This is a genomic window from Thiohalomonas denitrificans, from assembly GCF_016841685.1.
Lineage (GTDB): Bacteria > Pseudomonadota > Gammaproteobacteria > Thiohalomonadales > Thiohalomonadaceae > Thiohalomonas > Thiohalomonas denitrificans_A.
This window is the reverse complement of record NZ_JAENYR010000001.1, coordinates 4,591-29,201: the sequence shown is the minus strand read 5'-3', so window position 1 is coordinate 29,201 and position 24,611 is coordinate 4,591. Positions and strand designations below refer to the sequence as shown.

Sequence of the window (24,611 nt, the reverse complement as noted above, 5' to 3'; positions counted from 1 at the left end):
TAATTCCTGACATTTCTGATAGGCCATATTCTGGCATACAACTTGAGGGCGGAACAGGGGAATTCAAGCCGTCCCAGGCTGCTAGTCGGAGCGAGCCGCCTTCTGGGCCGCCGTAAGGATGCCCCTGAGGATATTGACCTCAGTGGCTTCCAGGGAACTCCGGTTGAACAGGCGCCGCAGACGGCGCATGAGCTTGCGGGGGTGATCCGGATCGAGAAAGTCCAGCTCGATCAACGTCTCCTGGAGATGAAGGTAAAGTCGCTCCACATCCTCCGCCGAAGCGGCTTCATCCCGCTGTGCAGCCTGCGCTGGAGCCGGGCCCGATGCCATCATCACCTCGTAGCTGACGACCTGAATGGCGGCCGCTACGTTCAGCGAACTGAACGCCCTGTCGGTCGGGATGTGGACCAGGTAATTGCAGCGCTCCAACTCCTCATTGCTCAACCCCGAGTGCTCCCGTCCGAACACAATCGCCACCTCGCCCGGATGGGCTACCGCCTTCTCGCCGCACTGGCGAGGGTCCAACTGGGGCCAGGGGATATTTCGCAGTCGGGCGCTGGCCCCGAACACCAGGGAGCAACCGGTCAAGGCTTCATCCAGGGCGTCGCAGAGCGTCGCGCTCGCCAGGACATCGTCCGCGCCGGAGGCACGGGCGCTCGCTTCGGGACTGGGGAATTCGCAGGGCTCAACCAGATAGAGTCGCCCGATTCCCATGTTTTTCATGGCCCGGGCGGCCGCGCCGATATTTCCGGGGTGGCTGGTCCCGACCATCACAATACGCAGTTTGGGAAATTTCATGGCCGAGGAAGTTACCGTTTGGCAAGAACAAGTCAACGCTTTTACTCAAGTTTTTTGGAGACAGCCCTCATCAAAGACTCAACTTCTCTGCCCGTGGCTGTTAAAATGTCCGGCTAACCCGATGCGACGATGCTGTCGTCTACGGGGCACGCGCGTAACGTTCTTTAAAACCTGGAGATTTTCCCATGCATCCCATGCTCAACATTGCCGTGCGCGCTGCACGGCAGGCCGGCAACTTCATCGCCCGCTCGGCCGAACATGTGGATCGGCTCACGATCGAGAGCAAGGCACCCAACGACTTCGTCACCGAGGTGGACCGCGTTGCCGAACAGGAGATCATCCAGGTCATTCGCAAGGCCTACCCGGATCACGCCATCCTCGCCGAGGAGAGCGGTGTCCAGAAAGGCAAGGCGGAGTACCAGTGGATTATCGACCCACTGGACGGCACCACCAACTTCCTGCACGGCTTCCCCCAATTTGCTGTCTCTATCGCGGTCCAGCACAGGGGCCGCACCGAACAGGCGGTGGTCTACAACCCGATCTCCCAGGAGTTGTACACGGCCAGCCGGGGCTCCGGTGCGCAGCTGAATGGACGCCGCATGCGCGTCGCCCAGCGCCGGCACCTGGACGGCGCCCTGCTTGGCACCGGCTTCCCGTTCCGCCAGAAGCATCATCTCGAAACTTATCTGAACACCTTCAAAATCCTGTTCGGCGAAGTAGCAGATATCCGACGAGCGGGTTCTGCCGCCCTGGACCTGGCCTACGTCGCCGCCGGCCGCCTGGACGGGTTCTGGGAGTTTAGGCTTTCGCCTTGGGATATAGCTGCCGGCGCACTGCTCATCCAGGAGGCTGGCGGCGTGATCACTGACTTCGCCGGTGGCGACAATTACCTGGAGAGCGGTAATGTGATCGCAGGCAATATCAAACTCCATCCGGTCATTCTGCGCAAGATTCGCCCCCAGCTTCCGGAAGAAGCGCGCCGATAGCCCGTAGGAGGCGCGCCCCCGCGGCGATTGTCAATTTAACCGTGCCAAGGGCGGCCCTCCTACCCAAGCAAAGAGCGAACGCCGATCCCGGTAGGAGGCGCGCCCCCGCGGCGATTGACGCCAGGTCGATCATCGCGCCGGGGGGCCCTCCCACCGAGTAACAAAGAAAGCAGATCCGCTACGGCAGCGGCTCTTCCTGTTCCGCTCCCTCTTTTTCCACCGGCAGCAGATCTTCGCGAGAGACTCCCAGGGCCAGCAGGACGGGGCTGGCGATGTAGATTGAGGAGTAGGTACCGACCAGGACGCCGACCAGCAGGGCGGTGGCGAATCCGTGGATCAATTCACCCCCCAGGAAAAACAGCGCCAGTAGCACCAATGCTGTGGTACCGGAGGTGAGTACCGTCCGCGACAGGGTCTGGTTCAGCGATGCGTTCACCACGTCGGCCGAACTCCCCTTGCGCATCTTGCGGAAGTTCTCACGGATACGATCGAATACGACGATGGTATCGTTCAGGGAGTAGCCGATCACCGCCAGAATGGCCGCCATGATGGTCAGATCGAACTCCAGCTGCAGCAACGAGAAGAAGCCGAGCGTCAGAATCACATCATGCACCAGTGCCGCAACGGAACCGACGGCGAAGCGTTTCTCAAACCGCAGTGCCACATACACGAGGATCCCGAGCAGCGCGTAGAGAAGGGCCAGACCACCCCGCTCCACCAGCTCGTCCCCTACCTGTGGACCAACGAATTCCTGACGACGCATCTGCAGCTGATCATCGGAGGCGCGCAGCGCGGCCATGACCCTCTCGCTGAGCTGCGCGGTGCTAACCCCCTCGCGCGGCGCCAGCCGAATGAGGACGTCACGGGAGGTGCCGACATGCTGGACCACGGCCCCTTCGTAACCGGCCTCTACCAGGGTGCTACGGATCGACGACAACTCCGCCGGCTGCTCATAGCTGACCTCGAGCAGGGTACCGCCGGTGAAGTCGATCCCGAAGTTCAGCCCTCGCACCAGCAGGGAGCCCAACGCGACCACAATGAGGACGAGGGAGAGGGCGACAGCCCCCTTCCATGACCGCATGAAGTCGACTTTGGTCTGCGTAAAAATCTCCATGGTGCACTCCTCAGATCGACAGTTTCTTCAGCCGCTTGCTGCCGACGGCCAGATTGATGACGGCACGGGTCCCCATGATGGCGGTAAACATCGAAGTGATGATGCCCAGTGACAGGGTGATGGCGAAGCCCTTGATCGGCCCGGTACCGAAGCTGAACAGCACCAACGCGGCAATCAGCGTGGTGACGTTGGCGTCGGCAATGGTGGAAAGGGCCTTCTCGTAACCCGCCTTGATACTCGCGTGCGGCGTATTGCCCACCCGCAGCTCCTCGCGAATCCGTTCGAAGATCAGCACGTTGGCGTCCACCGCCATGCCGACCGTCAGCACGATACCGGCGATGCCCGGCAGAGTGAGCGTGGCCTGCAACATCGAAAGCAGTGCAACGATAAGCACCAGGTTGGCCGCCAGGGCGAGGTTCGCCACCAGGCCGAAACCCTTGTACCAGAGCACCATGAATGCCAGCACCAGCACGAAGCCAATCAACACTGAGGCAAAACCCTGATCGATATTGTCCTGACCCAGGCTTGGCCCGACGGTCCGCTCCTCCACGATATTCATTGGGGCGGCAAGGGCGCCGGCACGTAGCAGCAGCGCCAGGTTACGGGCCTCTTCGGTACTGTCCAGCCCCGTGGTCTGGAAGCGTTTCCCGAATGGCTCGCGGATCACGGCGACGCTGATCACCTCTTCGATCCGTTGGGTGACCTGCTGCGGCTCGCCGTCGACGATGCGGATCTCGGGGCGGTTTTCAATGAAAACCACCGCCATGCGCTTGCCGACGTTGGCCTGGGTGTTGTCGGCCATCTTGCGCGCACCCTGCCCATCAAGGGTCACAGTCACCATCGGACTTCCGCTTTGGGAGTCGATTCCCGAGGCCGCATCGATGATCTGGTCACCCGTAATGATGACCCGCTTCTGAAGCAGGATCGGCCGGCCGTCGCGCTCTTTATAGAGACGCGACTCGGGGGGAACGCGGCCCTGCAGTGCCGCCTCGACGTCGTGCTCCTCATCCACCATGCGATACTCCAGGGTCGCAGTGGCCCCGAGGATATCCTTGGCGCGGGCCGTGTCCTGGATACCCGGCAGCTGAACCACAATGCGCTCTTCACCCTGCTGCTGGATCACCGGCTCGGCAACGCCGAGTTCGTTCACCCGGTTCCGCAAGGTGGTGATGTTCTGCTTGATGGCAAACTTGCGCACTTCCTGAGCTTCAGCATCGTCCAGGCTGGCATACAGATAGGGCGTACCGCCCTGCTCCGCCGTATCGAGGGCCAGCGTGCGATACTCCTCGGCCACCGCCTGCTCCGCCTTGTCGCGCTCGGCGGCATCGCGGAATTTCACCGTCACCCGACCATCTTCGGCATTGATACTCAGATAGCGCACGCGATTTTCGCGCAGCAGAGTGCGAATATCGCTGACGTAGCGCTCGACCGCCTGGGTGAGCGCTGCATCCATGTCGACCTGCATCAGAAAATGCACGCCACCACGCAGATCCAGCCCGAGATACATGGGCGCCGCATTGAAGCTCCTCAGCCAGTCGGGGGTTGCCGGAGCCAGGTTAAGGGCAACCGCATACTCGGGCAGCTCCGCACGAACCAAGTCATAGGCCTTGAGCTGGGCATCGGTGTCGGCAAGACGGACCAGGAGGTTTTTCTCCTCGTACTCGATGTCCTGATAGGCGATCCCGTTTTCATTAAGGACGGCGGCCACCTGCCGGGAAGTCGAGGTGGTGACCTCCGCCATGCGGGTACCGGAAATCTGGAGGGCCGGATCGTCACCGTAAAGGTTGGGCAGGGCATAAATCACCCCGAACACCAGCACGGCGACGACCAAAAGGTATTTCCAGAGCGGATATCGATTCATGGGACATCTCAGGCATAACGCACCGGTCCCGGCCTGGTCCGAGGTTTCAATCAATCGCAGAGCGATTCATGGACCCTCGGCCCGGGCCGCGATCGGGGCATTTTCGGAATGAATTAGATGCTCTTTATGGTGCCCTTGGGCATCAGGCTGGCGACTGACTGACGCTGCAGCTTAATCTGCACGTTGTCCGCAACTTCAAGCACGAGAAAGTTCTCATCGACCTCGACGATCTTGCCGAGCACGCCACCCTGGGTCACCACCTCATCTCCCTTGGAGAGCTCCTGGACCAACTTCTTGTGCTCTTTGGCCCGTTTTGACTGCGGCCGAATGAGCAGAAAGTAAAACACCACAAAGAGAATAACAAAGGGAAACAGCGCCTCCAAAATGTTGGGCTGGGCGCCGTCGGCTGCCTGAGCAAAGGCATCAGAGATGAAAAAACTCATAAAGGGTTTCCTTCTTCTAGGTTGGTTTTATTCGTCGCCAATCATTAAGGGGCACTTCTAATAATCCAAGACGGTTCTGCTCGCGGCCGTTTTGTTCGTTGGCAAGGCGCAGCGAGCGATGTGTGGTTGTTCCACATAAGCGAGCTGCAACGCGGTCCAGCGGACAAAACGGCCCGAGCCCGAAGGGTTGGCCCCAAAATCGCCGATCCCGGCGTTGCGGACTCCATCCCTGGACGCCCTTCGGGCCGGCCTGCGGCCGTCCAAACCCGCTCCCGGCGGATTTGCGCGCTGCCTGAAAAGGGAATCACCCTTATGGCCAGGATGGCCGGTATGCAGCGAGAGGGCAGGATGCCCGTAGCTGCTGCCTGCACAACGCGCCCTGGCCCCGGCGAGTTTGGGGCCAACAGAATCCGCGTTGGATTATTAGAAGTGCCCACTGCCATTATGACATACCGACGCGCGTCATTGCCCATCTATCCAACACCTTCCGCCAGCCGGGAATAGAACTCACTCACAAAGGCCTCCAGCCGACCGGCGGCTATCGCCTCCCGGAGCCCCTTCATCAGCGCCTGGTAATGAAACAGATTGTGAATCGTATTCAGGCGCGCCCCCAGAATCTCGTTGGTCCGGTGGAGATGGCGCAGATAGGCGCGGCTGTAATTCTGGCAGGTATAGCATCCGCACTCCAAGTCCAGCGGGCGCGTATCCTTCTCATAGCGTGCGTTTCTGATGCGAATCACGCCCCGGCGGGTGAACAGGTGACCGTTGCGCGCGTTTCGGGTCGGCATCACGCAATCGAACATATCGATACCGCGAAGCACCGCCTCGACGATATCCTCCGGCCGACCCACCCCCATCAGATAACGGGGCCTGTCCTTCGGCATTTGCGGCCCGGTATGGTCCAGAATCGCGAGCATCTCCTCCTTGGGCTCACCCACCGAAAGCCCCCCGATGGCGTAGCCGTCAAAGCCGATCTCCGTCAATCCCGCCAAAGACTCATCACGAAGATGCGGGTACATACCGCCCTGGACGATGCCGAACAGGGCATTGGGATTATCCCCGTGCGCCGCCTTGCTGCGTTTGGCCCAGCGCAGGGAGAGCTCCATCGAGGAACGGGACTGGCGCTCATCCGCCGGATAGGGGGTGCACTCGTCGAAGATCATGACGATGTCCGATCCGAGTTCGCGCTGCACCGCCATCGACTCCTCCGGGCCGAGAAACACCTGCGAACCGTCCACCGGCGACTGGAAGCGAACACCCTCCTCGGTGATTTTCCTCATCTTCCCGAGCGAGAAGACCTGGAATCCACCCGAATCGGTCAGAATCGGGCCCTCCCAGTGCATGAAATCGTGCAGATCGCCATGGGCGGCGATCACCTCGGTGCCGGGCCGGAGCATCAGATGGAAAGTGTTGCCGAGGATGATTTCGGCACCGATGCCCTGCAACTCCTCAGGTGTCATCGCCTTCACCGTGCCATAGGTGCCCACCGGCATGAACGCCGGGGTCTCCACCGTACCGCGCTCGAAGTGCATTCGCCCACGCCGGGCCTCACCCTCGGTCTTCAGTAAGTCGAATTTCATTTCTCAACCACGGAGAACAAGAGAACACCCACTTTTTGTTTACCCTTCACTACTGGCACCCTCTGTGGTTTTCGCCCCAGGGCCCGGCAGGATGAACATGGCATCGCCGTAGCTGAAGAACCGATAGCACTCTTCCACCGCATGCCGGTAAGCGGCCAAGACGTTTTCCCGCCCGGCGAAGGCCGAGACTAACATCAGGAGGGTTGATTCGGGCAGGTGGAAATTGGTCAAAAGGGCATCCACCACCCGGAACCGGTATCCCGGGTAGATGAAAATGTCCGTCTCCCCCGCAAAGGGTGTCAGGACACCCTCGCGGGCGGCCGATTCCAGGCTGCGCACCACCGTGGTTCCCACCGCAACCACCCGGCCGCCGCGTTCCCGGGTACGGGCAACCGCCCGGCACACACTTTCAGGCACCTCCAGGTACTCGGAGTGCATGTGGTGTTCGTGGATGCTGTCCACGCGCACCGGCTGAAAAGTGCCGGCCCCCACGTGCAGCGTCACATGGGCGAATTCGATCCCTTTACTGCGCAGGCGCTCCAGCAGGGGCTCGTCAAAGTGCAGCCCCGCGGTCGGCGCCGCAACCGCACCCTTCTTCCGGGCAAACACCGTCTGATAGCGCTCGGCATCGGTCTCGCCCGCCTCCCTCTCGATATAGGGCGGCAGAGGCATGCGGCCGTAGGCCTCCAAAACCTCAAAAACCGGCTCGGGAAAGCTCAGTTCGAACAACTCCCCGTCGCGCCCGGCGACCGTCACCTCCACGGCATCCTCCAGCCGCAGCATCGAACCGGGCCTGGGCGACTTGCTGGCCCGCACATGAGCAAATACCCGCCGCTCGTCGATGATGCGCTCCACCAGCACCTCGACCCGTCCGCCGGAGGCCTTGCGGCCAAACAGCCGGGCCGGGATCACCCGGGTATCGTTGAACACCAGCAGATCCCCCGGGGACAAAAGAGCCTCGATCTCCGGGAAGCGCCTATCCTCCAGGCGCCCGTCACGACCATCGAGCACAAGCAGACGACTGCCCGTCCGCTGCTCGGCGGGACGCTGGGCGATCAACTCATCAGGGAGGTCGAAATGGAAGTCGGTGCGCTGCATGGGCGGCGAATATTACCAGATTCATCAGCAACCCGCCCTTGTTTACGCCGCACTAATCCCTATAATGTGGCGGTTCATGCCGGGGTGGCGAAATTGGTAGACGCGCCAGACTCAAAATCTGGTTGGGGCAACCCAGTGTCGGTTCGACTCCGACCCTCGGCACCAACCTTTTCAAGAAGTTACGCGCCTTAGCCCCTATCCTCGAATATCTCCCGCCGCCTGACGGGACACTGGTGGGACAGTTCGGAGCAACAAACCTACTTTCGGTTGTCAATTCTCACGCTTCGAAGCATGCCGCGCAGGAGCTCGCCCAGCGCTTTGCGCAAGGCGGGCGATTCAGCTCCGGCTGCCTAGGACCGTCCGTGGCATCGCTTGTATTTCAACCCGGACCCACAAGGGCATGCCTCGTTGCGCCCCACCTTGATACGGCGTAATGCACGCTTCCTCGAAATCTCGGGCATGCCAGGTCGTATGCCGATCTGGCGCAGTTGCGCCACAAGCCCACGCTGGTTGTCAATCTCGGCGCGCTGATGTTCGGTGAGTCCCGGCCGATAGGGGGCTAGCCGGTCCAGCTCCGCGTCGGCGGCATCGTATTCACCGCAATAGCCGAGAACTACGGCATATTGGCTTCGAACAGGGACAATCCTGTCCAGCATCTTGTGTTCGACAACCACCGGCAGCAGATGCTCCTCGATTACCTGCCTCGCGCCGATGCAGTCGCCGCGCCCGAGGAATTCGTCGACGAGGTCCTGATTAACATTCACGAAGGAGTCCAATGCGTTAGCCATGCCGTAGAGCTTCGCCGCATGCACCCGAGCAAGCCCTGAATCCCGCCCTTGGGCGTTGGTGACGCGAGCGAGAACATCAAGCGAGTCAGCTAGGTGCTTGATGTCATCATGCAGTGTGGGGCTTAGCCTCAGCAACTTAGCAATCTTAGCGTTGCTGGCACCGAAAATGTCCTGCTGCGTCAATCCCAGAAGGTTGAAGTACTCCTCAACCAGTTCGCGAACGATACCTTCGGCTTCCGCATGGTGCCCAAGCTGGAACAGGGCATATGCGATGTTGTAGCGCAGGATGCGCTGATGCTCAGACGAGTTAGGAGCGAACGCCATCGCCCGCTCCATGGCTTGCCTCGTTGCGGCCTCGTTGCCGCGATTGGCCTCGAACAACATACGCTTGAGCAAGACCACCAGTTCCTCGTGGGGGCCGAGGTCATGCTTGGCAACGAGAGCCTCCATGGCTCGCAGCTGCTCGTCGATATTGGCCGCATCGCCTGACTTCATTCCGGTGAACACCAACCCGTCGAGCGCATAGAACCGCTGCTCAGGGTCGATCTTCTCGTCCGAAGCTGCGGCCCCAAGCGCATCCCAGATACCGCTATTCACGCCGAGCTCATGGAACCACTCCTCGGTCGCGATATCGACCAATGGCTTAAGCTCGCCTAGCTCCACGAGGGTGCGAATGAAAAGAGGGAAGCGCGAGTATTCGCTGTCCTTCTCGAATGACTCGAGGATCAGCTCCTTCAGCGCGTGGCGGCCTGCCGTTGCTTGCGACGGTGCGATCTCGGCGTACCGGCGCAGGCCGAGCACCCGAAACGCGTCATGGATCTGCAGCCGCCGGGCGCCGTAGACGCGCACTATGCCAATAGGCTCCAGTGTCCGCACCGCAGCGGCAAGCGCTGGTGCGTCGAGGCCGAACGTGGCCTTGGCCAGTTTCGCGGATTCCTCTTCGCTCAGCGGCACGTCGCTGAGACTCAGAACTGTAGCGCAGTTGCGCGCCGATTCCGGCAGGGCGTCGAAAGAGCGACTAAGGAGCGATTCCTGCGCGGTCTCGACCAGGTTCGTGTGGGCCTCGATTGCAGTGCACATCGCCGCCACATCACCGTCGTACTGGGCTGCACTCAGCTGAGCGGCGGTCCGAACGTACAGCGGCAGGCCACCGGTCAGGGTCAACAGCCGACCGAGCTCTGTGGCCGATGCTCGCGCACCTTGGGCGTGTACTTCTGCTGCGGCCTGGTCCAACCCCCACCCGCGCAGGATTTCCTGCTGCAGGCCGATGGTGGCTTCCAACTCGGCGATCGATTGCGAGGGTTGCGCCAACAGCACGATGCGCAGATGTTGCGTGGCCTCTATCAGCATCCGCAGATCGTTGGCGGGCACCCGGTGTGCGTTGTCGAGCACAACAAGCGCCTTCGTGGCGTTTGCACCAAGGAACCTATCCAAGGCACGCAATGATTCGATGCCACTAGATCCGGGTAAAAGCACCTGACGCAAGCCACCGACGGAGGGTGCCGCCCATTGAGCGGCAAGTTCGCGTACCAGGCTTGCAGCGATCGCGGGACCCGGCACGTCACCGACGTCGTAGTAGGCGCACTCGCTTCCCAGGTGCTGGGCCGCCTGCGCTGCCCAGGCGGTCTTACCCGCGCCGGAATGCCCGCTGATGATGCGCACCCGCGCCTCGCCGTCCAAGGCCGGCTCATCCTCGAGTGGGCGGTAAACCTCCGGCGGGACGGGAAACTGCTGTAGCTGGACAATGAGCTGTTCAAAGAGCGTGGGCAGATCGGATGTATTGAAAATGTGGCTGGGTGCTTGACCAGCCGCCGCCAGAAGCGCCCGTCCCGCCAACTTCCAAACCAGCGTCTCGGGTTCGAGGGTGGCCATGGGTATCACGCGAGCTTGATCCGAGCACCAGTTGATCGCGTCGCCCACGCTGGTCCAGGCTGGTGGCAAGTACGCTGCCGGCGCTGTTTTCGCTTCGGGCGTGAGTAGGACTACGCCTGCAGGAAGGTCACCGGTATCCAGGCGTTCCTGCAGTTCGGGTCCCGGTGCCACATTGGCAACTATCGCTAGGGATGCCCCACCGGAACGTCGTCCCTTCTGGTGTTCGAGGCGAAGTCGTTCGAATCGGTCCAGCGCACCGGCGATGTCGCTGTGTATCAGCGGTGACGAGCGTGTCTTGACCTGGACGTAGACGCGATCTCCGTTGTCGAGTTCAAGCTCGATGTCTTCGTCGAATTCAATCGTGACTGATCGCACGCCGTGCCAGCCGGCCACCAGCAGGCACGCCGCCGCATACAGGTGCTGGTAGAGAAAGCCGCGGTGGACTGCCTCTATTCGTGCGACTTGGCGCAAATCCAGCGGATCAAACATGGATCGGACAGCGTCTCAAGTTTGTGAGTTGACGAAAACTATGGGTGGCGCTACTCCAGCAGAGCCACAGCCCGTCAGAATGACGCTTACGATGGCCAGCTGAGACGATACCCAACGGATGCAACCGGGATCAAATCTCACCGGCCGCTATGGAGCGGGCCACGCGAAGGTCCGCTTCTGGCCGGAGTTGCCCGTTTAACAAGGACGGGCTGAAATTGATCATAAAGTAAAATAATCCCGCCTGAGCAGAAACAGAAACGACATTTCTACGCCTTCAACGGTTGGGACCTGATGACCGGCCGACCCACCTTAAACCGCTCTTGAGGCTTTATGAGCTCGCTGGCTTGGCTTACCCCCACGACTCGCGCGCCAGGAAACAGTATTGGGAAAAACTTGAGCAGGACGCCGAGGCTGGTTTTCTCCCGACCTCTACGCGATGCACACTTTTGGGAAGCGAAGACGGCTCTGACCTCGTTGTCTATCGCTACTTTTTTCGCAAGTACTTAACGCGACTTGGCCTGACGGTCGAGGAAGCCCCCGCGGGGATACTTAACGCAGATCCTCGGCGGTCGGGTTCGGCACTTATGAATAAACCGATCCGCGGCAGGGGAGGGAAGAGAAAAAAGCGCTGGGATTCGCTACGGGAGGCCATGGAGGCGGCTGTCGACCGGTTGGAAGCCGGCTTCGGTCGTTGGCCCCGGCCGTCCGAAGTGTTCAACCTCCTCGCAACCGATGATCGAACCAGCCTTGTCATCGATGCCAACGACAAATACCTCATGTGGATCAATGAAGCCGGCGAGGAGAAGAGCTCCAGCCGCAAGGACGTTGCGGATCGCCTCGGCCGCATGAAAAAAGACCGTTTGGCTGTCACTGAATAATCTCTCTTTGGTGGCCCCGCACCGGGGCTAAATCGACTTCCTCTGAAATTCCTCCCCCGAATTGCTCTCTGATTCGGGCCGTCGCCTGATCATCCGTCCCCAACGTGTAAGTCACAAAACCCACAGCAATGCGCGCGATTAACGTGCTTAGCCGCGTTTGTCGCGCTTGCCTTCACCTCAGCGCTCATGGGCGTAATCTGCCGACCTCGACCGCATTCGAGCAGTCAAGACGAACCACGAGAGGTAAGCGCATAACGAAGAAAAAAGCCCATACGGGCGCGTGCTGAGCGTCAAACAATTCGCCGAAGCCCACCCCGCCTTCACCGAGCCGGCGCTGCGTAATCTGATCTTTGAGTCCAAACCGCGCCCCAGCAGCCGCGGCACGATCCCCGGCAACGGTTTCGGTCCGGCCCTTTTGCGTGTTGGTCGCCGTGTCCTCATCGACGAGGACAAATTCTTTGAGCTGCTTCGGCAGCACCGCCAGTAGGTGGTGCTGCCCCCTATGGCCAACCGCAAACGGGGACAGCTGATATGGCGAAAGAGACCGCAAACAAGGCCGCGCACGAATCCACCAAGAAACAAATCGACTGGGTCGAGGAACTGGACGCCTTAGCCGCGGAGGCTGTGGCTCCCAGACCTTCCAACGACTTTCGAGAGGGCATCAGCGGCGATAAGGCCGATGCTCTTTGTTCCTCCTGGAATGGGATGAATAATGGCCCAATTACGAGAACGAGTTAAGAATCGCCGGAAAGGCCCGCCGTTTTTCGCCCTCCCGCGCATCTGCACTGACCACTGGAACTATGCGCGGCTATCGAGTCAGGCCGTGAAACTGCTGGTGGATTTGGGTGCGCAATATCGGGGCACCAACAACGGCGATCTCACCGCCGCGTTTTCGATTATGGAAAGAAGGGGCTGGAAGTCCAAAAGCAGCTTGCAAAACGCCTTGGTGGAGCTGCTTGAAACCGGCTGGATCATCAAAACTCGCCAAGGCGGGCGGAATTTTCCGAGCCTCTATGCGCTGACCTTTCTGCCTATAGACGAGTGCGGCGGCAAATTGGATCGGCCGTCGACCAATGCCCCCCTGGGGTGGTGGAAATTAGGGCACAACCCGGAAGACCGTGAAATCCCTGCCCCGCATAAAGGGCAACCTACCCCGCATAGGGGGCAGTAGTCTCGAAACGACCGTTTCAGTTACCCTTTATTCGGGGTAGTACACGGCCATTTGGACCTTTTGCCTGCCCCTTATTCGGGGTGCTTCTTAGATATATACCATGTCTCCCAGTGAGGGAGCGCCCAGAGAGAGAGGGTCCATGGGAGAGTCGGCGATAGGTGATACCCTAACCATTTCCACCCGGAGACCGCTCCGGTTGAGAGCGATACCTGACAAAGAACAAAGGACGATCCAGCCTCAATGCCCCTGACCCTCAATCAGCTCGAACGCCACCTATTCCGCGCCGCCGACGTCCTCCGCGGCAAGATGGACGCCTCCGAGTTCAAGGAATACATCTTCGGCATGCTTTTTCTGAAACGCTGCTCGGACGTGTTTCAAGAGCGATACGACGAAGTGGTCGCCGATCAGGTCGCGCGCGGCGAGAGCGAGTCTCAGGCCCGCGAGATCGCCAATATGAAGAACTGGCACCGGGAGACCTTCTACGTCCCGGAGCAGTCACGGTGGGGATTCCTGCTCAACGAGGCCCATCAGAACGTCGGCGACTACCTCAACAAGGCCCTGGCCGGCCTGGAGGAGCACAACGCCAGCCTGGAGGGGGTGCTGGAGCACATCGACTTCACCAAAAAGGTGGGGGCCTCGAAGCTGGCGGATCGGAAGCTGCGCGAGCTGATCGTCCACTTCGGCACCTACCGCCTGCGAAACGAGGATTTCGAGTTCCCGGACCTGCTCGGGGCCGCCTACGAGTACCTGATCCGCGACTTCGCCGACTCCGCCGGCAAAAAGGGCGGCGAGTTCTACACCCCGCGCCCGGTGGTCCGTATGATGGTTCGGCTGATGAAGCCCCAGGAGAGCCACAGCGTCTATGACCCCTGCTGCGGCTCCGGCGGTATGCTGATCCTCTCCAAGGAGTACGTGGAGGAGCAGGGCCACAATCCGCGCCTGCTTGGGCTCTACGGGCAGGAGGCGGCCGGCTCGGTCTGGTCCATCGCCAAGATGAACATGCTGCTCCACGGTATCCCCAGCGCCGATCTTCGCAACGAGGACACCCTGGGCGAGCCCCAGCACGTCGAAGGCGGCGAGTTGATGCGCTTCGACCGCATCCTCACCAATCCGCCCTTCTCCATCGCCTACGGCCCCTCGGACAAAGAGAGCCAGAAAGACTGGCACCCGAAGTTCCCCGAGCGCTTCCGCTACGGCTCCGTCCCGCTGGGCGCCAAAAAGGCGGACCTGATGTTCCTCCAGCACATGGTCTCGGTGCTCAAGACCGACGGGATGATGGGAACCGTCATGCCCCATGGCGTGCTGTTCCGCGGCGGCGACGAGAAGCGCATTCGCGCCGGCATGATCCAGGACGATCTCATCGAGGCGGTAATCGGCCTGGCGCCTAACCTGTTTTACGGCACCGGTATCCCGGCGGCCATCCTAGTGCTGCGAGCCAAGGGAGCCAAACCCGCCGAGCGCAAGGGCAAGGTCCTGTTCATCAACGCCGACCGCGAATACTACGAGGGCCGCGCCCAGAACTACCTGCTGCCCGAGCACATCGAGAAAATCGTCCACACCTTCGACCACTTCGCCGATGTGCCCGGCTTCTCCGCCGTGGTGAGCAACGAGCAGCTCGCGGAGAACGACTACAACCTCAACATCCGCCGCTACGCGGACAACGCCCCACCCCCGGAGCCCCAGGACGTGCGGGCACATCTGAAGGGCGGCGTGCCGGTGAAGGAGATCAAGGCCCGGCGGCCCCTGTTCGACGCCCACGGCCTCGACCCCATGGAGCTATTCACTGCTAGGGTCACCCCGCGGCCGGATGACGACTACGTGGACTTCAGGCCCGAGTTCGAGGCCAAGGCCAACCTCAGGCCCGCCATTGAGGGCAACCCCGGCCTCACCGCCAAGGAGACGGCCCTCCAACAGGGCTTCGAGGGGTGGTGGACGGAGCACGGCCACAGCATTGCGGCCCTGGCCAATACCCTGGAGAGCAACGGCAGCCGCCTGAGCCAGCTCCGCGAGGAGCTGCTGGCCAGCTTCAGCGCCGCCCTGGAGCCGGTGGCCATCCTCGACCCTTATTCGGTCAGGGGCATCATCGCCGGATTCTGGGACCAGACCAAAAACGACTTCCGCGCCCTCCAGGCCCGTGGCGCCCTCGGGGTCATCGACGCCTGGCGCACCAGCATCACCACCGCCCTGGAGGACAAGCAGGACAAATCCAACCCCCTCGATCACAAATTGGTCGCCTTCCTCCTGGCCGACTACGTAGAGGAGCTGGAACAGCTCCAGGCCAAAAAGGCGGAGCTGGACAGCCAGATCAAGGCCGCCGAGGCCACTCCCGAGGAGGACGAAGAGGCCGACGTGGATGAGGCGGCGGAGGACGCGCCCACCGAAGATGAGCTGAAGGCCTGGAAGAAGGAGCGCACCCGGGTCAACAAGCAGCTCAAGGCCAGGACCGCCAGCTTCGAGGCCCACCTGAACGAGGCGGTGGACGCCCTGGACGAACCAGCGGCCACCGAGCTGCTGCTCACAATCCTGCACGACGACATGGCCGCCATTCTGGCCCGCTACACCCGCGCCCAGCGACAGGAGATGATCGCGGCCTTCGAGACCTGGTGGGGCAAGTACCAGGTGACCCTGGCCGACATCGAGTCCGAGCGGGACGCGGCAGCAGCGCAGTTGCGGGAGTTTTTGGGGGAGCTGGGGTATGTCTGAAAATTGGCCGGTGAAACCACTAGCGGAGGTGGCCAACTTTCATTCGGGTTTCGCCTTCCCCGAAGTGTTCCAAGGCCAGCAAGAAGGCGAATTACCCTTCTTCAAGGTTAGCGATATGTCCCGAGAGGGGAATGAGCGCCGTCTTTGCAGTGCCAACAACTATGTCAGTAGGCAGCTGGCAGAAAAGCTGAATTGGAAACCTGCTCCTGAGGGCGGCATTGCGTTCGCAAAGGTTGGCGCAGCTTTGCTTTTGAACCGCCGTCGCGAGCTGGGCCAAGATTCCCTATTCGACAACAATGTGGTCGCTGTCTCCGCCAAGGCAGATGTCTCGGACCAGTGGCTGTACTGGCAGCTGCTTACTGTGGATTTCGCCGATTTCGTTCAAGTCGGTGCGTTGCCTTCGATCAACCAACAACAGCTCGGGGTACTGCCTATCCCCGTGCCTGCGACGCGTGAGCAAAAGAAAATCGCCCAAATCCTCGACACCCTGGACACCCAAATCCGCCAGACCGAGGCGCTGATCGCCAAGCTGGAGCGCATCAAGCAGGGCCTGCTCACCGACCTGCTCACCCGCGGCATCGACCAAAACGGTCAACTCCGCTCCACCCCCGACCAAGCCCCGCAGCTTTACAAAGAGTCGCCCTTGGGGCGGATTCCGAGGGAGTGGGAGGTAACACCCCTTGGCAGATTGTCCGAAATCGTCAGTGGCGTCACGCTAGGCGGAGCATCTCCCGGACTCTCGGCAAAGCTTGTCCCGTACCTGCGGGTGGCGAACGTACAGGACGGCTACCTGGACCTCTCCGAGATCAAGTACATCCGAGTTACTGCCTCGGACGCCGAGAAGTACCGCCTCCAGGATGGCGATGTACTTATGAACGAGGGGGGCGATTACGACAAACTCGGGCGCGGCACCGTCTGGCGCAACGAAATCGCCGATTGCGTCCACCAAAACCACGTTTTCCGTGTGCGGCCTGACCCGAGCGTGCTTCTATCGGACTACCTAGCAGCCTACTGCGCTTCTCCAGGTGGCAAGACCTATTTTTTGCGCTCGTCCAAACAAAGTACGAATTTGGCGTCCATCAACTCCACTCAATTGAAGGCCTTTCCGATCCCGCTGGCGCCTATACACGAACAGCATACGGTCAACTCAGTCCTCTACGGCATGAATGTCAGGCTCAAAAGTGAAAACTGTTCGCTGAGCAAACTTATGACCCAGAAAATGGGCCTCATGGACGACCTCCTCACCGGCCGCGTCCGCGTCACCCCTCTACTGGAAACTGCCGAATTGGCACACGGATAAGCAGGGCGAAACAAATGGCAGGCTTGAAACTCAGAGAGAAGGTCACCCGCTTCCTCAAGGAGCACCCGGAAGAGAAGTTCACCGCAAGGGAGATCGCGACGTGGCTGTTCGAGACCTACCCCGAGGCGTGCCGGGCGAAGAAGGAGCGCAGCGATACCCTTAATAGCGACGATGAACTGCTGACCCAAATCGTGGCCGAGATCGGGGCCATTCGGCCTGACATTCAGAAGAAAACCCCGCAGGTCAAGACCACGGAAGAGCGGCCCCGAAAATACTATTTCACCTCGAAGACGGACGCCCAGGAGGTCGAGGATGTCGAGCAGCTAGGAGTGTCCGGTGCTGCGGCGGAAGATCACGGCGGGACGCCCGACGTTGAGCCCTCATATACCCAGGGGGGCAAGAAGAAGCTCCTCGAATACGAGCTCTATCCCATGCTCTCGCAGTATCTCTGGACCGAGTTCGGGATCTACTCCCGGCGCATCGACGAGAAGCGTGCCGCCAATCGCCGGGGGCCAAACGGCAACAAGTGGCTCTACCCCGACCTGGTCGCCATGGAGGATCTCAGTGCCGAGTGGCACCGGGAGGTTAAGAGCTGCGTCAACCAGTACTCGGACAAGCAAACCAAGCTCTGGTCGTTCGAGGTCAAACTGCTGCTCAACCGCTCTAATGTGCGCGAGTGCTTCTTCCAGTCCGTCTCCAACTCGTCCTGGGGCAACTACGGCTATCTGGTCGCGGCCGAAGTGGAGGGGGCGGAGACACTGAAAGAGCTGCGCATGCTCTCCGCCGCGCATGGCGTCGGCCTGATTCACCTTAACACGGGAAACCCTGCCGAAAGCCAGATCCTGGTTCCGGCCCATGAGCGAACTGAAATCGATTGGGACACCGCGAACCGGCTCGCCACCGAAAACAAGGATTTTCTGCATTACATCAAGGTAGTGCGCCAGTTCTACCAGACCGGCGATCCGCGCCCTTTAGAGTGGGACCTGCCAGAGAGCGAGCTGGATTGAACGGCTCTTCACGGGTAGGGTCATTGGCAAAATAGAACATAACAAGCAGGCCATCGTGGTGAGCGGACCGGAATATAAGGACGTAGAACTGCCCTTCATCCAGCAGCTGCAAGGGATGGGGTGGAAGACTATCGAGGGTTCAGTCGAGCACCCGGCTGTAACCTCCCGCGACAGCTTCGCCCAGATGATCCAGGAGGAGGTGCTGCGCGAGCAGGTCCGCCGCATCAATCTCCACAAGGGCGAGCCTTGGCTGGACGAGGAGCACCTCTCGCAGGCCGTCGGTGCCCTGACCCGTATTCCTGCCGCCAAGCTCATAGAGGCCAACCAGCAGGCCACCGAGCTGCTCCTAAAAGGGATCTCCGTCGAAGGTCTCCCCGAGTGGGACGGAGGCCGCGGTCAGACCATCCAGTACATCGACTGGGTTCACCCCGAGAATAATCGCTTCACCGTCATCAACCAGTACAAGGTGAAGTGCCCGCCAGGTCACGACAGCGCCAAGGGCCACATCATCCCCGACATCGTCCTGCTAGTGAACGGGATTCCGCTGGTGGTTGTCGAGTGCAAGAGCCGCATCGCACCCGAGGGCATTGCGGAGGCGGTGGACCAGTTGCGCCGCTATTCCAACCAGCGCAAAGCTGCCTTCGAGGTGGAGGAGAACGAGGGCGCCCCGGCCCTGTTCCATACCAACCAGTTTCTCATCGCCACCAACTTCGACGACGCCCGCGTCGGCACCATCAGCGCCGCCTTTGAGCACTATTTGAACTGGAAGACGGTGGAGCCCCGCACCGAGGCGGAAATTGCGGTCGAGCTGGGCGGGAGCCAGCTTTCCAGCCAGCAGCGGCTCATCGCCGGCATGCTGGACCGGGCGAACCTGCTCGACATCATCCGTCACTACGCCCTGTTCACGACCCTGGGCGGCCAGACCGTGAAGCTGGTCTGTCGCTACCAGCAGTTCCGTGCCGTCACCCGCGCCGTCGAGCGCCTCAAGCGCGGCAAGACCCGCCGGGAGGATGGCGAACATGACCGCCGGGGCGGCATCATCTGGCACACCCAAGGCAGCGGCAAGAGCCTGACCATGGTGTTTCTGGTACGAAAGCTCCGCACCGACCCGGCCCTGCGCCGCTTCAAGGTGGTGGTCATCACCGACCGCAAGGACCTCCAACAGCAGCTCTCGGAGACCGCCAGCCTGGCCGGCGAGACCGTAGAGGTGGCGAAGAAGACCAGCAAGGTGAAAGCGCTGGTCAAGCGCCCCGGACCAGGACTGGTGTTCGCCACCATCCAGAAGTACCGCGAGCACGATAAGGCCTACCCCATGAAGGAGGAGACACTGGGCTGGGGTCGCCGGGTCGCGGAGGACGCTCCGGTTAAGCCGCCCAAGGTCAGCAAGCCCTTCGATGTACTCAACGAGAGCGAGGACATCCTGGTGATGGTGGACGAGGCCCACCGCACCCAGGCCGGTGACCTACACGCCAACCTACTCCAAGCCCTGCCCAACTGTGCCCGCATCGGCTTTACCGGCACGCCCATCATCATGGGCGACAAAAAGCGCACCCACGATATCTTCGGGGAATTCATCGACCGCTACACCATCAAGGAGGCGGAGCGCGATGGCTCTACGGTGCCGATCCTCTACGAGGGCCGCACCGCAACCGGCGCCGTCAAGGAGGGCGGCAGCCTCGATGATTTGTTCGAGGACCTGTTCCGGGAGCGGACCCGCGAGGAGCTGGAGGCGATCAAGAAGAAGTACGCTACCAAGGGACAGATCCTGGAGGCGCCCAAGCTCATCGAGGAGAAGGCGGCAGACATGCTCCGCCACTACGTCACCCACATCCTGCCCAACGGCTACAAGGCCCAAGTAGTGGCCTACAGCCGCCGGGCGGCCGTTCGCTACCAGGAATACTTCGAGCAGGCCCGCAAGGCGCTGCTGGAGGAGGCGATGACCCTGAGCCCTGCCGATAAGGCCATGGACGATGAAGCACTGATGCAGCGGCCGCCACGGGTCCAGGCGGCCGTCCAGGCCTGGCGCCAGCGTGAACGGTTGGGGCGATTGGAGTTCGCCGTGGTCATCAGTGGCGGCAACAATGACGATCCGAGCTGGGCCAAGTGGAGCGACCGGGCCGCCGTGGAGGACCATATCAAGCGCTTCAAGCGGCCGATGGCCCATAAGGACCCGGAGAAGGCCGACCCGCTCGCCTTTCTCATCGTCAAATCCATGCTCCTCACCGGCTTCGACGCGCCCATCGAGGGCGTCATGTACCTGGACCGGCCCATCCGCGAGGCGGAGCTGTTGCAGGCCATTGCCCGCGTCAACCGTACCGGGCACGGCAAGCAGCACGGCATCGTGGTGGACTACTATGGTGTCGCCAACCACCTGAAGGACGCCCTGGCCGCCTACAGCGCCGAAGATGTGGAAGGGGCCCTCCAGAGCCTGAAAGACGAAATCCCGTTGCTGCGAGACCGCCATCTGCGGGCGGTGGATGTGCTGCGTGCCCACGGGGTCGAGAGCCTGGACGACATCGAGGAGGCGGTGACCGCCCTCGCCGATGAGCGGGTGCGAGCGGAGTTCACGGTCAAGCTCAAGCAGTTCACCCAGTCCCTGGACGAGGTCCTACCCCGGCCCGAGGGCCTGGAGTTCACCGCCGATGCCAGGAAGCTGGCCTATATTCACGCCGTGGCCCGCAACCGCTACAAGGACACCCCGGCGCTTGGCAAGGATGTCGGCGCCAAGGTCCGCAAGCTGATTGACGACTACGTGATCTCGCTCGGTATCGACCCGAAGATCCCGCCGGTACAGCTAACCGACGCCGAATTCGACACCCATGTACGCCGTCAGGTCAGCGACCGGGCCAAGGCCTCGGAGATGGAGCATGCCATCCGCTCTCATATTCGCAAGCACCTGGATGAGGACCCCGTAAAGTTCGGCAAGCTGAGCGAACGCCTCAACGAGCTGCTGCATAACCTGGAGGACCAGTGGGAGGCCCAGGTGGAGGCCTTCGAGGGGCTGATCCATGAACTGCGGGAGGATCAGCCGATCCCCGGCGAAGAACCATCAGGGCTGCCGCCCCACTACCTGCCCTTCCTGCGTCGGCTCACCGAAGCCAAGCTCGGCGATGAGGCCCAACCGGACGAAACCACCGCGGCGGCCCTCAATGAGGCGACAATCGAGGTCGTGGACACCATAGTCGGGGAGATTAAGATCCCGGACTTCTGGAAACCCTCTCATATCCCCGACCAGGACCGCCTGAGAGGCCGCCTATTCGAAGAACTGTTCCATCGCCGCCTGCTTCCCCTAAAAACGCTCGACGCGACCGTAGACAAGCTGATGGAACTGGCACGGGCTAACCACGAAAAGCTGATTAAGGTATGAGCGCATTCCAGGTCGACGACCTCGCCTTTGACCTGCGACTGAGCCGCCGCCGAAGGACGGTGCAGATCACCGTCGACCGCGGCGGCGAGCTGGTCCTGGCGGCGCCTCGTGGCACCGATGAGGACGAACTGCGCAGATTCGTGCGGGAGAAGCGCTACTGGATCTACACCAAGCTGGCGGAGAAGGCCCAACTCCAGCGCGCGATCCCGAAAAAGGAATTTGTCGACGGCGAGGGTTTCCTTTACCTCGGCCGCAGCTACCGCCTCAAGCTGGTGGACGATCCCGCTGCATCGCTAAAGCTAGTCGGCGGCCGCTTCCGCCTAAGCCGCGCACTCGCCGCCTCTGAGGGCCGCTCCCAGTTTATCCGCTGGTACACCGACCACGGCTACGAGTGGCTATCGCATAAGGTTGCCGAGCACGCCCCCCGCATGGAGGTACAGCCCGGCGGCATAAAGGTCCAGGACCTCGGCTACCGCTGGGGCTCCTGCGGCAGGGGCAACTGGCTCTACTTCCACTGGAAAACCATCCTGCTGCCTCGGACGGTCGCCGAGTACGTCGTGATCCATGAACTAGAGCATCTACATGAATCCCACCACACCCCCGCGTTCTGGCGGCGGGTCGAGCGTACTCTCCCCGATTTCGAGCGGCGAAAGCGTTGGCTCGCAGCGCATGGGATGGACACTGAGGGGCTTTGACCCCCACTCTCCCCCGGGCTTGCCTGGCACTTGGAGCCGTAAATTAGGACAGGCTACTTCTCCTCGTCCCAGTCTTCGTGATCCCGGCTTCACACCATCTCCTGATACTCCCGTTCCATCTCCTCCAGCTCATCCGCCTGCTCTGGGGGCACCTCCGCGTCCGGCTCCGGCGCTAGGCGAATAAACTCCTGCAGCGCCACATCCTCCGCCTCGTTGCGGTTGATAGCCCTAATGGATCAGCTCCAGCATCAGGTTCTCTGTCGCTCCGAGGGCCCGCCGTGGCAAAATGACCGAATTAGCAGGGAATAGCGGGGATAGTTTGATGAAGCGGGTCGATAGCGAGCGCCGCCAATACCTTATCCGGGTAGAAAGAAAACGAGCTCGCCGGAAACATAAACAGCAACACGGTGGTTCTCAGGGCCGCGGCACGCCAGCCAGGGCCAAAGAGAAGCGGACTGTAAAAGCCCCCGAAGAATTCGGGATATTTTTTAAGCCTCTGAGAAAAAGGGTCTGTGAATTTATCTCAGAACTCCGGGAAGCCATCGGAAAAGGAAAGCGACCGGTCGTTATCGACTTTACCGGGACCCAGCGAATGGCGGCCGAAGGCACCCTCCTATTCAAGGCGGAGCTGTGTCGCTTAATTCGTTCGTACCCGGGTACCCCCGTATCATGCCTCGCCCCTCGCGATGATAAGGTGTCGGAAGTCCTCAAGCAGGTCGGAATCTACGAGTTGCTCGGGTTTGATTCCAAAATCAAGCCAAGCCATGACGATGTTGTCAACTGGCGCCATGCTCACGGGCATGGCGCACAAGGCAAAAAATACGACGAAATCCTCGGACACTACGACGGCATTATTCCGAATCGGCTCGCAGAAGGCCTTTACGTCGGAATCACCGAGGCGATGAGCAACTGTCACCATCACGCCTATATTTGGAAGCGAAAAGACGGGCTAAACGCCGACCCAAAATCCAAGGACTGGTGGATGTTCTCCCAGGAGCGTGACGGAAAACTAACAGTCGTTTTTTGTGATCTCGGCGTCGGAATCCCAGAGACGCTGCCTGTAAAGCGCCCCGCTCTTTGGAAAAGATTGATCGCTCTGCAAAAACGGCCCAAAGACGGGAAGGCCATAGAAGCAGCATTAAAGGAAAGTCGCTCAAGGACCGAAAAACACTACCGGGGAAAGGGTCTTAAGCAGCTTGTGAACGCGATTGAGCAATTTCCGGCTGCCCGCCTGCTTATTATGAGCAACAAAAGGTGCTATGATTACATCGCCAACGGGAATACCCGAGTAGTTAACTACAGGGACTCGATCCTCGGCACATTGATCCAATGGACAGTGCCCATTAGCGATCTACCGGCCCCACCACAATGACCAAAATGATTGATATAGCAAAAGATTTCTCGCCTTACCCAGCGGGTCGTTACAATGACGATGGCCCGTTTAGTGGTGAAAAGTTCCGTGACGAATACCTCCGGCCGGTACTTGAGAGCGGTGAGAAGGCCGTGATCAATCTAGACGGCGCCCGCGGATACGGCTCCTCTTTTTTAGAGGAAGCTTTCGGTGGACTTGTTCGAGCTGGTTTCAGTCCCGAACGGATTAAAAAATCTTTCACCCTCGAGACTGCTGACGACAGCCTTATCTTTGAAATTGAAGACTATATAGAACACGGCGATGAGCCAGACAGCGGAATGTCCCTCCCTTCTTAACGCAATATCCCCGGTCGTTACGTGGTCTCTTGTCGTTCTCGGGTGGCTGATAATCAACCGACAACACAACACGAGAGAAACTAGAAAAGAACTCCGGTCGCAACTTGATCAGGTCTGCAAAGAAATAGCGGATGTAGAGCGTAAGGCTACCAACTATCACTTAGAGCTGACTTGCAACCGAGAGCTAGGCAGAGAAATCAAGATCCGACTCAAGCGACTTGGCCGTTCTTTGAAGTTGTTGAATTTTGGTGAAAAGCGGACGCAAAGTCACCGTTTCGTAAGATTCAGACAGGCGATAACCTTAAAGAACTTTGACACGGCCCATCATGAGCAACAGCAGCTCGACGGCAAACTATTAGACGAAGTCGCTGTAGAAACCGAAAACCTAGTTTTTTTCCTTGAGGAAGAGTTCGCCAAGAAATATAAAATTTTGAAGAGGTGATCGGGGATTACCTTTCGGCCGATCTCCCGCCAATCGCAATGCCTTTCTAACGCTTGTTCTTTTTACAGGGACCGAACTCGTAGAGGCCCCACTGTCCTTCACAGAATCCGACTCCTCCGCGAAAATTCGTACTCAGATAGAAGCGGCATCACGAATTGTTCACCCTCTGCTTATTAGACCACTTCACCCTTTGGGGTCTGTCCCAACTACTGTCCCCTGCTCTTGCATGGTCCGTGGTCCGTGGCCGTGGCCGTGGTCCGTGGTCCGTGGTCCGTGGTCCGTGGTCCGTGGTCCGTGGTCCGTGGTCCGTGG

General features: G+C 60.5%; 18 protein-coding genes and 1 tRNA gene. 12 read left to right on the top strand and 7 right to left on the bottom strand.

What is annotated here, in order from left to right:
• Nucleotides 1-81: 81 nt before the first annotated feature.
• The gene (locus tag Q7L05_RS00120; RefSeq protein ID WP_303900783.1) at nucleotides 82-798 is read right to left on the bottom strand and encodes an RNA methyltransferase; all 717 of its coding nucleotides are present in this window, start codon (nucleotides 796-798) and stop codon (nucleotides 82-84) included.
• A gap of 185 nt (nucleotides 799-983) precedes the next feature.
• Here Q7L05_RS00120 and suhB point away from each other — a divergent pair, with 185 nt between their 5' ends.
• Entirely contained in the window at nucleotides 984-1,784 is an 801-nt protein-coding gene (suhB, locus tag Q7L05_RS00115) for an inositol-1-monophosphatase (protein WP_303900782.1), read from the top strand.
• Between the two features lie 178 nt (nucleotides 1,785-1,962).
• Here the strand turns inward: suhB and secF are convergent, their stop codons facing one another.
• The 5 genes from secF to queA form a co-directional block, all read right to left on the bottom strand.
• Nucleotides 1,963-2,898, bottom strand: a complete 936-nt coding sequence (gene secF, locus Q7L05_RS00110; protein WP_303900781.1) for a protein translocase subunit SecF — start codon at nucleotides 2,896-2,898, stop codon at nucleotides 1,963-1,965.
• A 10-nt stretch (nucleotides 2,899-2,908) separates the two neighbouring features.
• Nucleotides 2,909-4,759, bottom strand: a complete 1,851-nt coding sequence (gene secD, locus Q7L05_RS00105) for a protein translocase subunit SecD (protein WP_303900780.1) — start codon at nucleotides 4,757-4,759, stop codon at nucleotides 2,909-2,911.
• 113 nt (nucleotides 4,760-4,872) lie between these two features.
• Nucleotides 4,873-5,202, bottom strand: coding sequence for a preprotein translocase subunit YajC (yajC, locus tag Q7L05_RS00100; protein ID WP_303900779.1), 330 nt, complete (start codon nucleotides 5,200-5,202; stop codon nucleotides 4,873-4,875).
• 473 nt (nucleotides 5,203-5,675) lie between these two features.
• A complete protein-coding gene (gene tgt / locus Q7L05_RS00095; RefSeq protein ID WP_303900778.1) occupies nucleotides 5,676-6,782 on the bottom strand; it encodes a tRNA guanosine(34) transglycosylase Tgt in 1,107 nt (368 codons plus the stop codon).
• Between the two features lie 39 nt (nucleotides 6,783-6,821).
• Nucleotides 6,822-7,880 (bottom strand): tRNA preQ1(34) S-adenosylmethionine ribosyltransferase-isomerase QueA, encoded by a 1,059-nt coding sequence (queA, locus tag Q7L05_RS00090; RefSeq protein ID WP_303900777.1) that lies wholly within the window; start codon nucleotides 7,878-7,880, stop codon nucleotides 6,822-6,824.
• A gap of 78 nt (nucleotides 7,881-7,958) precedes the next feature.
• Here queA and Q7L05_RS00085 point away from each other — a divergent pair.
• Nucleotides 7,959-8,045: transfer RNA gene (locus Q7L05_RS00085), tRNA-Leu, on the top strand.
• A gap of 185 nt (nucleotides 8,046-8,230) precedes the next feature.
• On the opposite strand, the gene Q7L05_RS00080 is transcribed toward Q7L05_RS00085, so the two are convergent.
• Entirely contained in the window at nucleotides 8,231-11,029 is a 2,799-nt protein-coding gene (locus Q7L05_RS00080; RefSeq protein WP_303900776.1) for an SEC-C metal-binding domain-containing protein, read from the bottom strand.
• A 584-nt stretch (nucleotides 11,030-11,613) separates the two neighbouring features.
• Between Q7L05_RS00080 and Q7L05_RS00075 the strand changes: the two genes are divergently transcribed.
• The 10 genes from Q7L05_RS00075 (at nucleotide 11,614) to Q7L05_RS00030 (ending at nucleotide 23,857) form a co-directional block, all read left to right on the top strand.
• Nucleotides 11,614-11,907 (top strand): hypothetical protein, encoded by a 294-nt coding sequence (locus Q7L05_RS00075; RefSeq protein WP_303900775.1) that lies wholly within the window; start codon nucleotides 11,614-11,616, stop codon nucleotides 11,905-11,907.
• 280 nt (nucleotides 11,908-12,187) lie between these two features.
• Nucleotides 12,188-12,394 (top strand): hypothetical protein, encoded by a 207-nt coding sequence (locus Q7L05_RS00070; RefSeq protein ID WP_303900774.1) that lies wholly within the window; start codon nucleotides 12,188-12,190, stop codon nucleotides 12,392-12,394.
• Between the two features lie 336 nt (nucleotides 12,395-12,730).
• The gene (locus Q7L05_RS00065) at nucleotides 12,731-13,078 is read left to right on the top strand and encodes a hypothetical protein (protein ID WP_303900773.1); all 348 of its coding nucleotides are present in this window, start codon (nucleotides 12,731-12,733) and stop codon (nucleotides 13,076-13,078) included.
• A 240-nt stretch (nucleotides 13,079-13,318) separates the two neighbouring features.
• Nucleotides 13,319-15,781 (top strand): type I restriction-modification system subunit M, encoded by a 2,463-nt coding sequence (locus tag Q7L05_RS00060; RefSeq protein WP_303900772.1) that lies wholly within the window; start codon nucleotides 13,319-13,321, stop codon nucleotides 15,779-15,781.
• A complete protein-coding gene (locus Q7L05_RS00055; protein WP_303900771.1) occupies nucleotides 15,774-17,081 on the top strand; it encodes a restriction endonuclease subunit S in 1,308 nt (435 codons plus the stop codon). The genes Q7L05_RS00060 and Q7L05_RS00055 overlap by 8 nt, the downstream gene beginning before the upstream one ends.
• Before the next feature lie 14 nt (nucleotides 17,082-17,095).
• Complete coding sequence (locus Q7L05_RS00050; RefSeq protein WP_303900770.1) at nucleotides 17,096-18,088, top strand: COG2958 family protein; 993 nt, start codon at nucleotides 17,096-17,098, stop codon at nucleotides 18,086-18,088.
• A 58-nt stretch (nucleotides 18,089-18,146) separates the two neighbouring features.
• The gene (locus tag Q7L05_RS00045; RefSeq protein WP_303900769.1) at nucleotides 18,147-21,455 is read left to right on the top strand and encodes a type I restriction endonuclease subunit R; all 3,309 of its coding nucleotides are present in this window, start codon (nucleotides 18,147-18,149) and stop codon (nucleotides 21,453-21,455) included.
• Nucleotides 21,452-22,150: a M48 family metallopeptidase gene (locus tag Q7L05_RS00040; RefSeq protein ID WP_303900768.1), complete on the top strand. Its 699-nt coding sequence runs from the start codon at nucleotides 21,452-21,454 to the stop codon at nucleotides 22,148-22,150. Before Q7L05_RS00045 ends, Q7L05_RS00040 begins: the two co-directional genes overlap by 4 nt.
• Nucleotides 22,151-22,472: 322 nt before the next feature.
• Nucleotides 22,473-23,522 carry a hypothetical protein gene (locus Q7L05_RS00035; protein ID WP_303900767.1) on the top strand — a complete coding sequence of 350 codons (1,050 nt, stop codon included), beginning with the start codon at nucleotides 22,473-22,475 and terminating at the stop codon, nucleotides 23,520-23,522.
• Nucleotides 23,519-23,857: an STAS-like domain-containing protein gene (locus tag Q7L05_RS00030; RefSeq protein WP_303900766.1), complete on the top strand. Its 339-nt coding sequence runs from the start codon at nucleotides 23,519-23,521 to the stop codon at nucleotides 23,855-23,857. Before Q7L05_RS00035 ends, Q7L05_RS00030 begins: the two co-directional genes overlap by 4 nt.
• Nucleotides 23,858-24,611 lie beyond the last annotated feature (754 nt).

Coding starts and splice junctions, on each gene's coding strand:
- tgt (WP_303900778.1), bottom strand. CDS start 6,782: ATGAAATTCGACTTACTGAAGACCGAGGGTGAGGCCCGGCGTGGGCGA.
- Q7L05_RS00030 (WP_303900766.1), top strand. CDS start 23,519: ATGACCAAAATGATTGATATAGCAAAAGATTTCTCGCCTTACCCAGCG.
- secD (WP_303900780.1), bottom strand. CDS start 4,759: ATGAATCGATATCCGCTCTGGAAATACCTTTTGGTCGTCGCCGTGCTG.
- yajC (WP_303900779.1), bottom strand. CDS start 5,202: ATGAGTTTTTTCATCTCTGATGCCTTTGCTCAGGCAGCCGACGGCGCC.
- Q7L05_RS00055 (WP_303900771.1), top strand. CDS start 15,774: ATGTCTGAAAATTGGCCGGTGAAACCACTAGCGGAGGTGGCCAACTTT.
- Q7L05_RS00060 (WP_303900772.1), top strand. CDS start 13,319: ATGCCCCTGACCCTCAATCAGCTCGAACGCCACCTATTCCGCGCCGCC.
- Q7L05_RS00035 (WP_303900767.1), top strand. CDS start 22,473: ATGAAGCGGGTCGATAGCGAGCGCCGCCAATACCTTATCCGGGTAGAA.
- Q7L05_RS00050 (WP_303900770.1), top strand. CDS start 17,096: ATGGCAGGCTTGAAACTCAGAGAGAAGGTCACCCGCTTCCTCAAGGAG.
- Q7L05_RS00075 (WP_303900775.1), top strand. CDS start 11,614: ATGAATAAACCGATCCGCGGCAGGGGAGGGAAGAGAAAAAAGCGCTGG.
- secF (WP_303900781.1), bottom strand. CDS start 2,898: ATGGAGATTTTTACGCAGACCAAAGTCGACTTCATGCGGTCATGGAAG.
- Q7L05_RS00080 (WP_303900776.1), bottom strand. CDS start 11,029: ATGTTTGATCCGCTGGATTTGCGCCAAGTCGCACGAATAGAGGCAGTC.
- queA (WP_303900777.1), bottom strand. CDS start 7,880: ATGCAGCGCACCGACTTCCATTTCGACCTCCCTGATGAGTTGATCGCC.
- suhB (WP_303900782.1), top strand. CDS start 984: ATGCATCCCATGCTCAACATTGCCGTGCGCGCTGCACGGCAGGCCGGC.
- Q7L05_RS00120 (WP_303900783.1), bottom strand. CDS start 798: ATGAAATTTCCCAAACTGCGTATTGTGATGGTCGGGACCAGCCACCCC.
- Q7L05_RS00040 (WP_303900768.1), top strand. CDS start 21,452: ATGAGCGCATTCCAGGTCGACGACCTCGCCTTTGACCTGCGACTGAGC.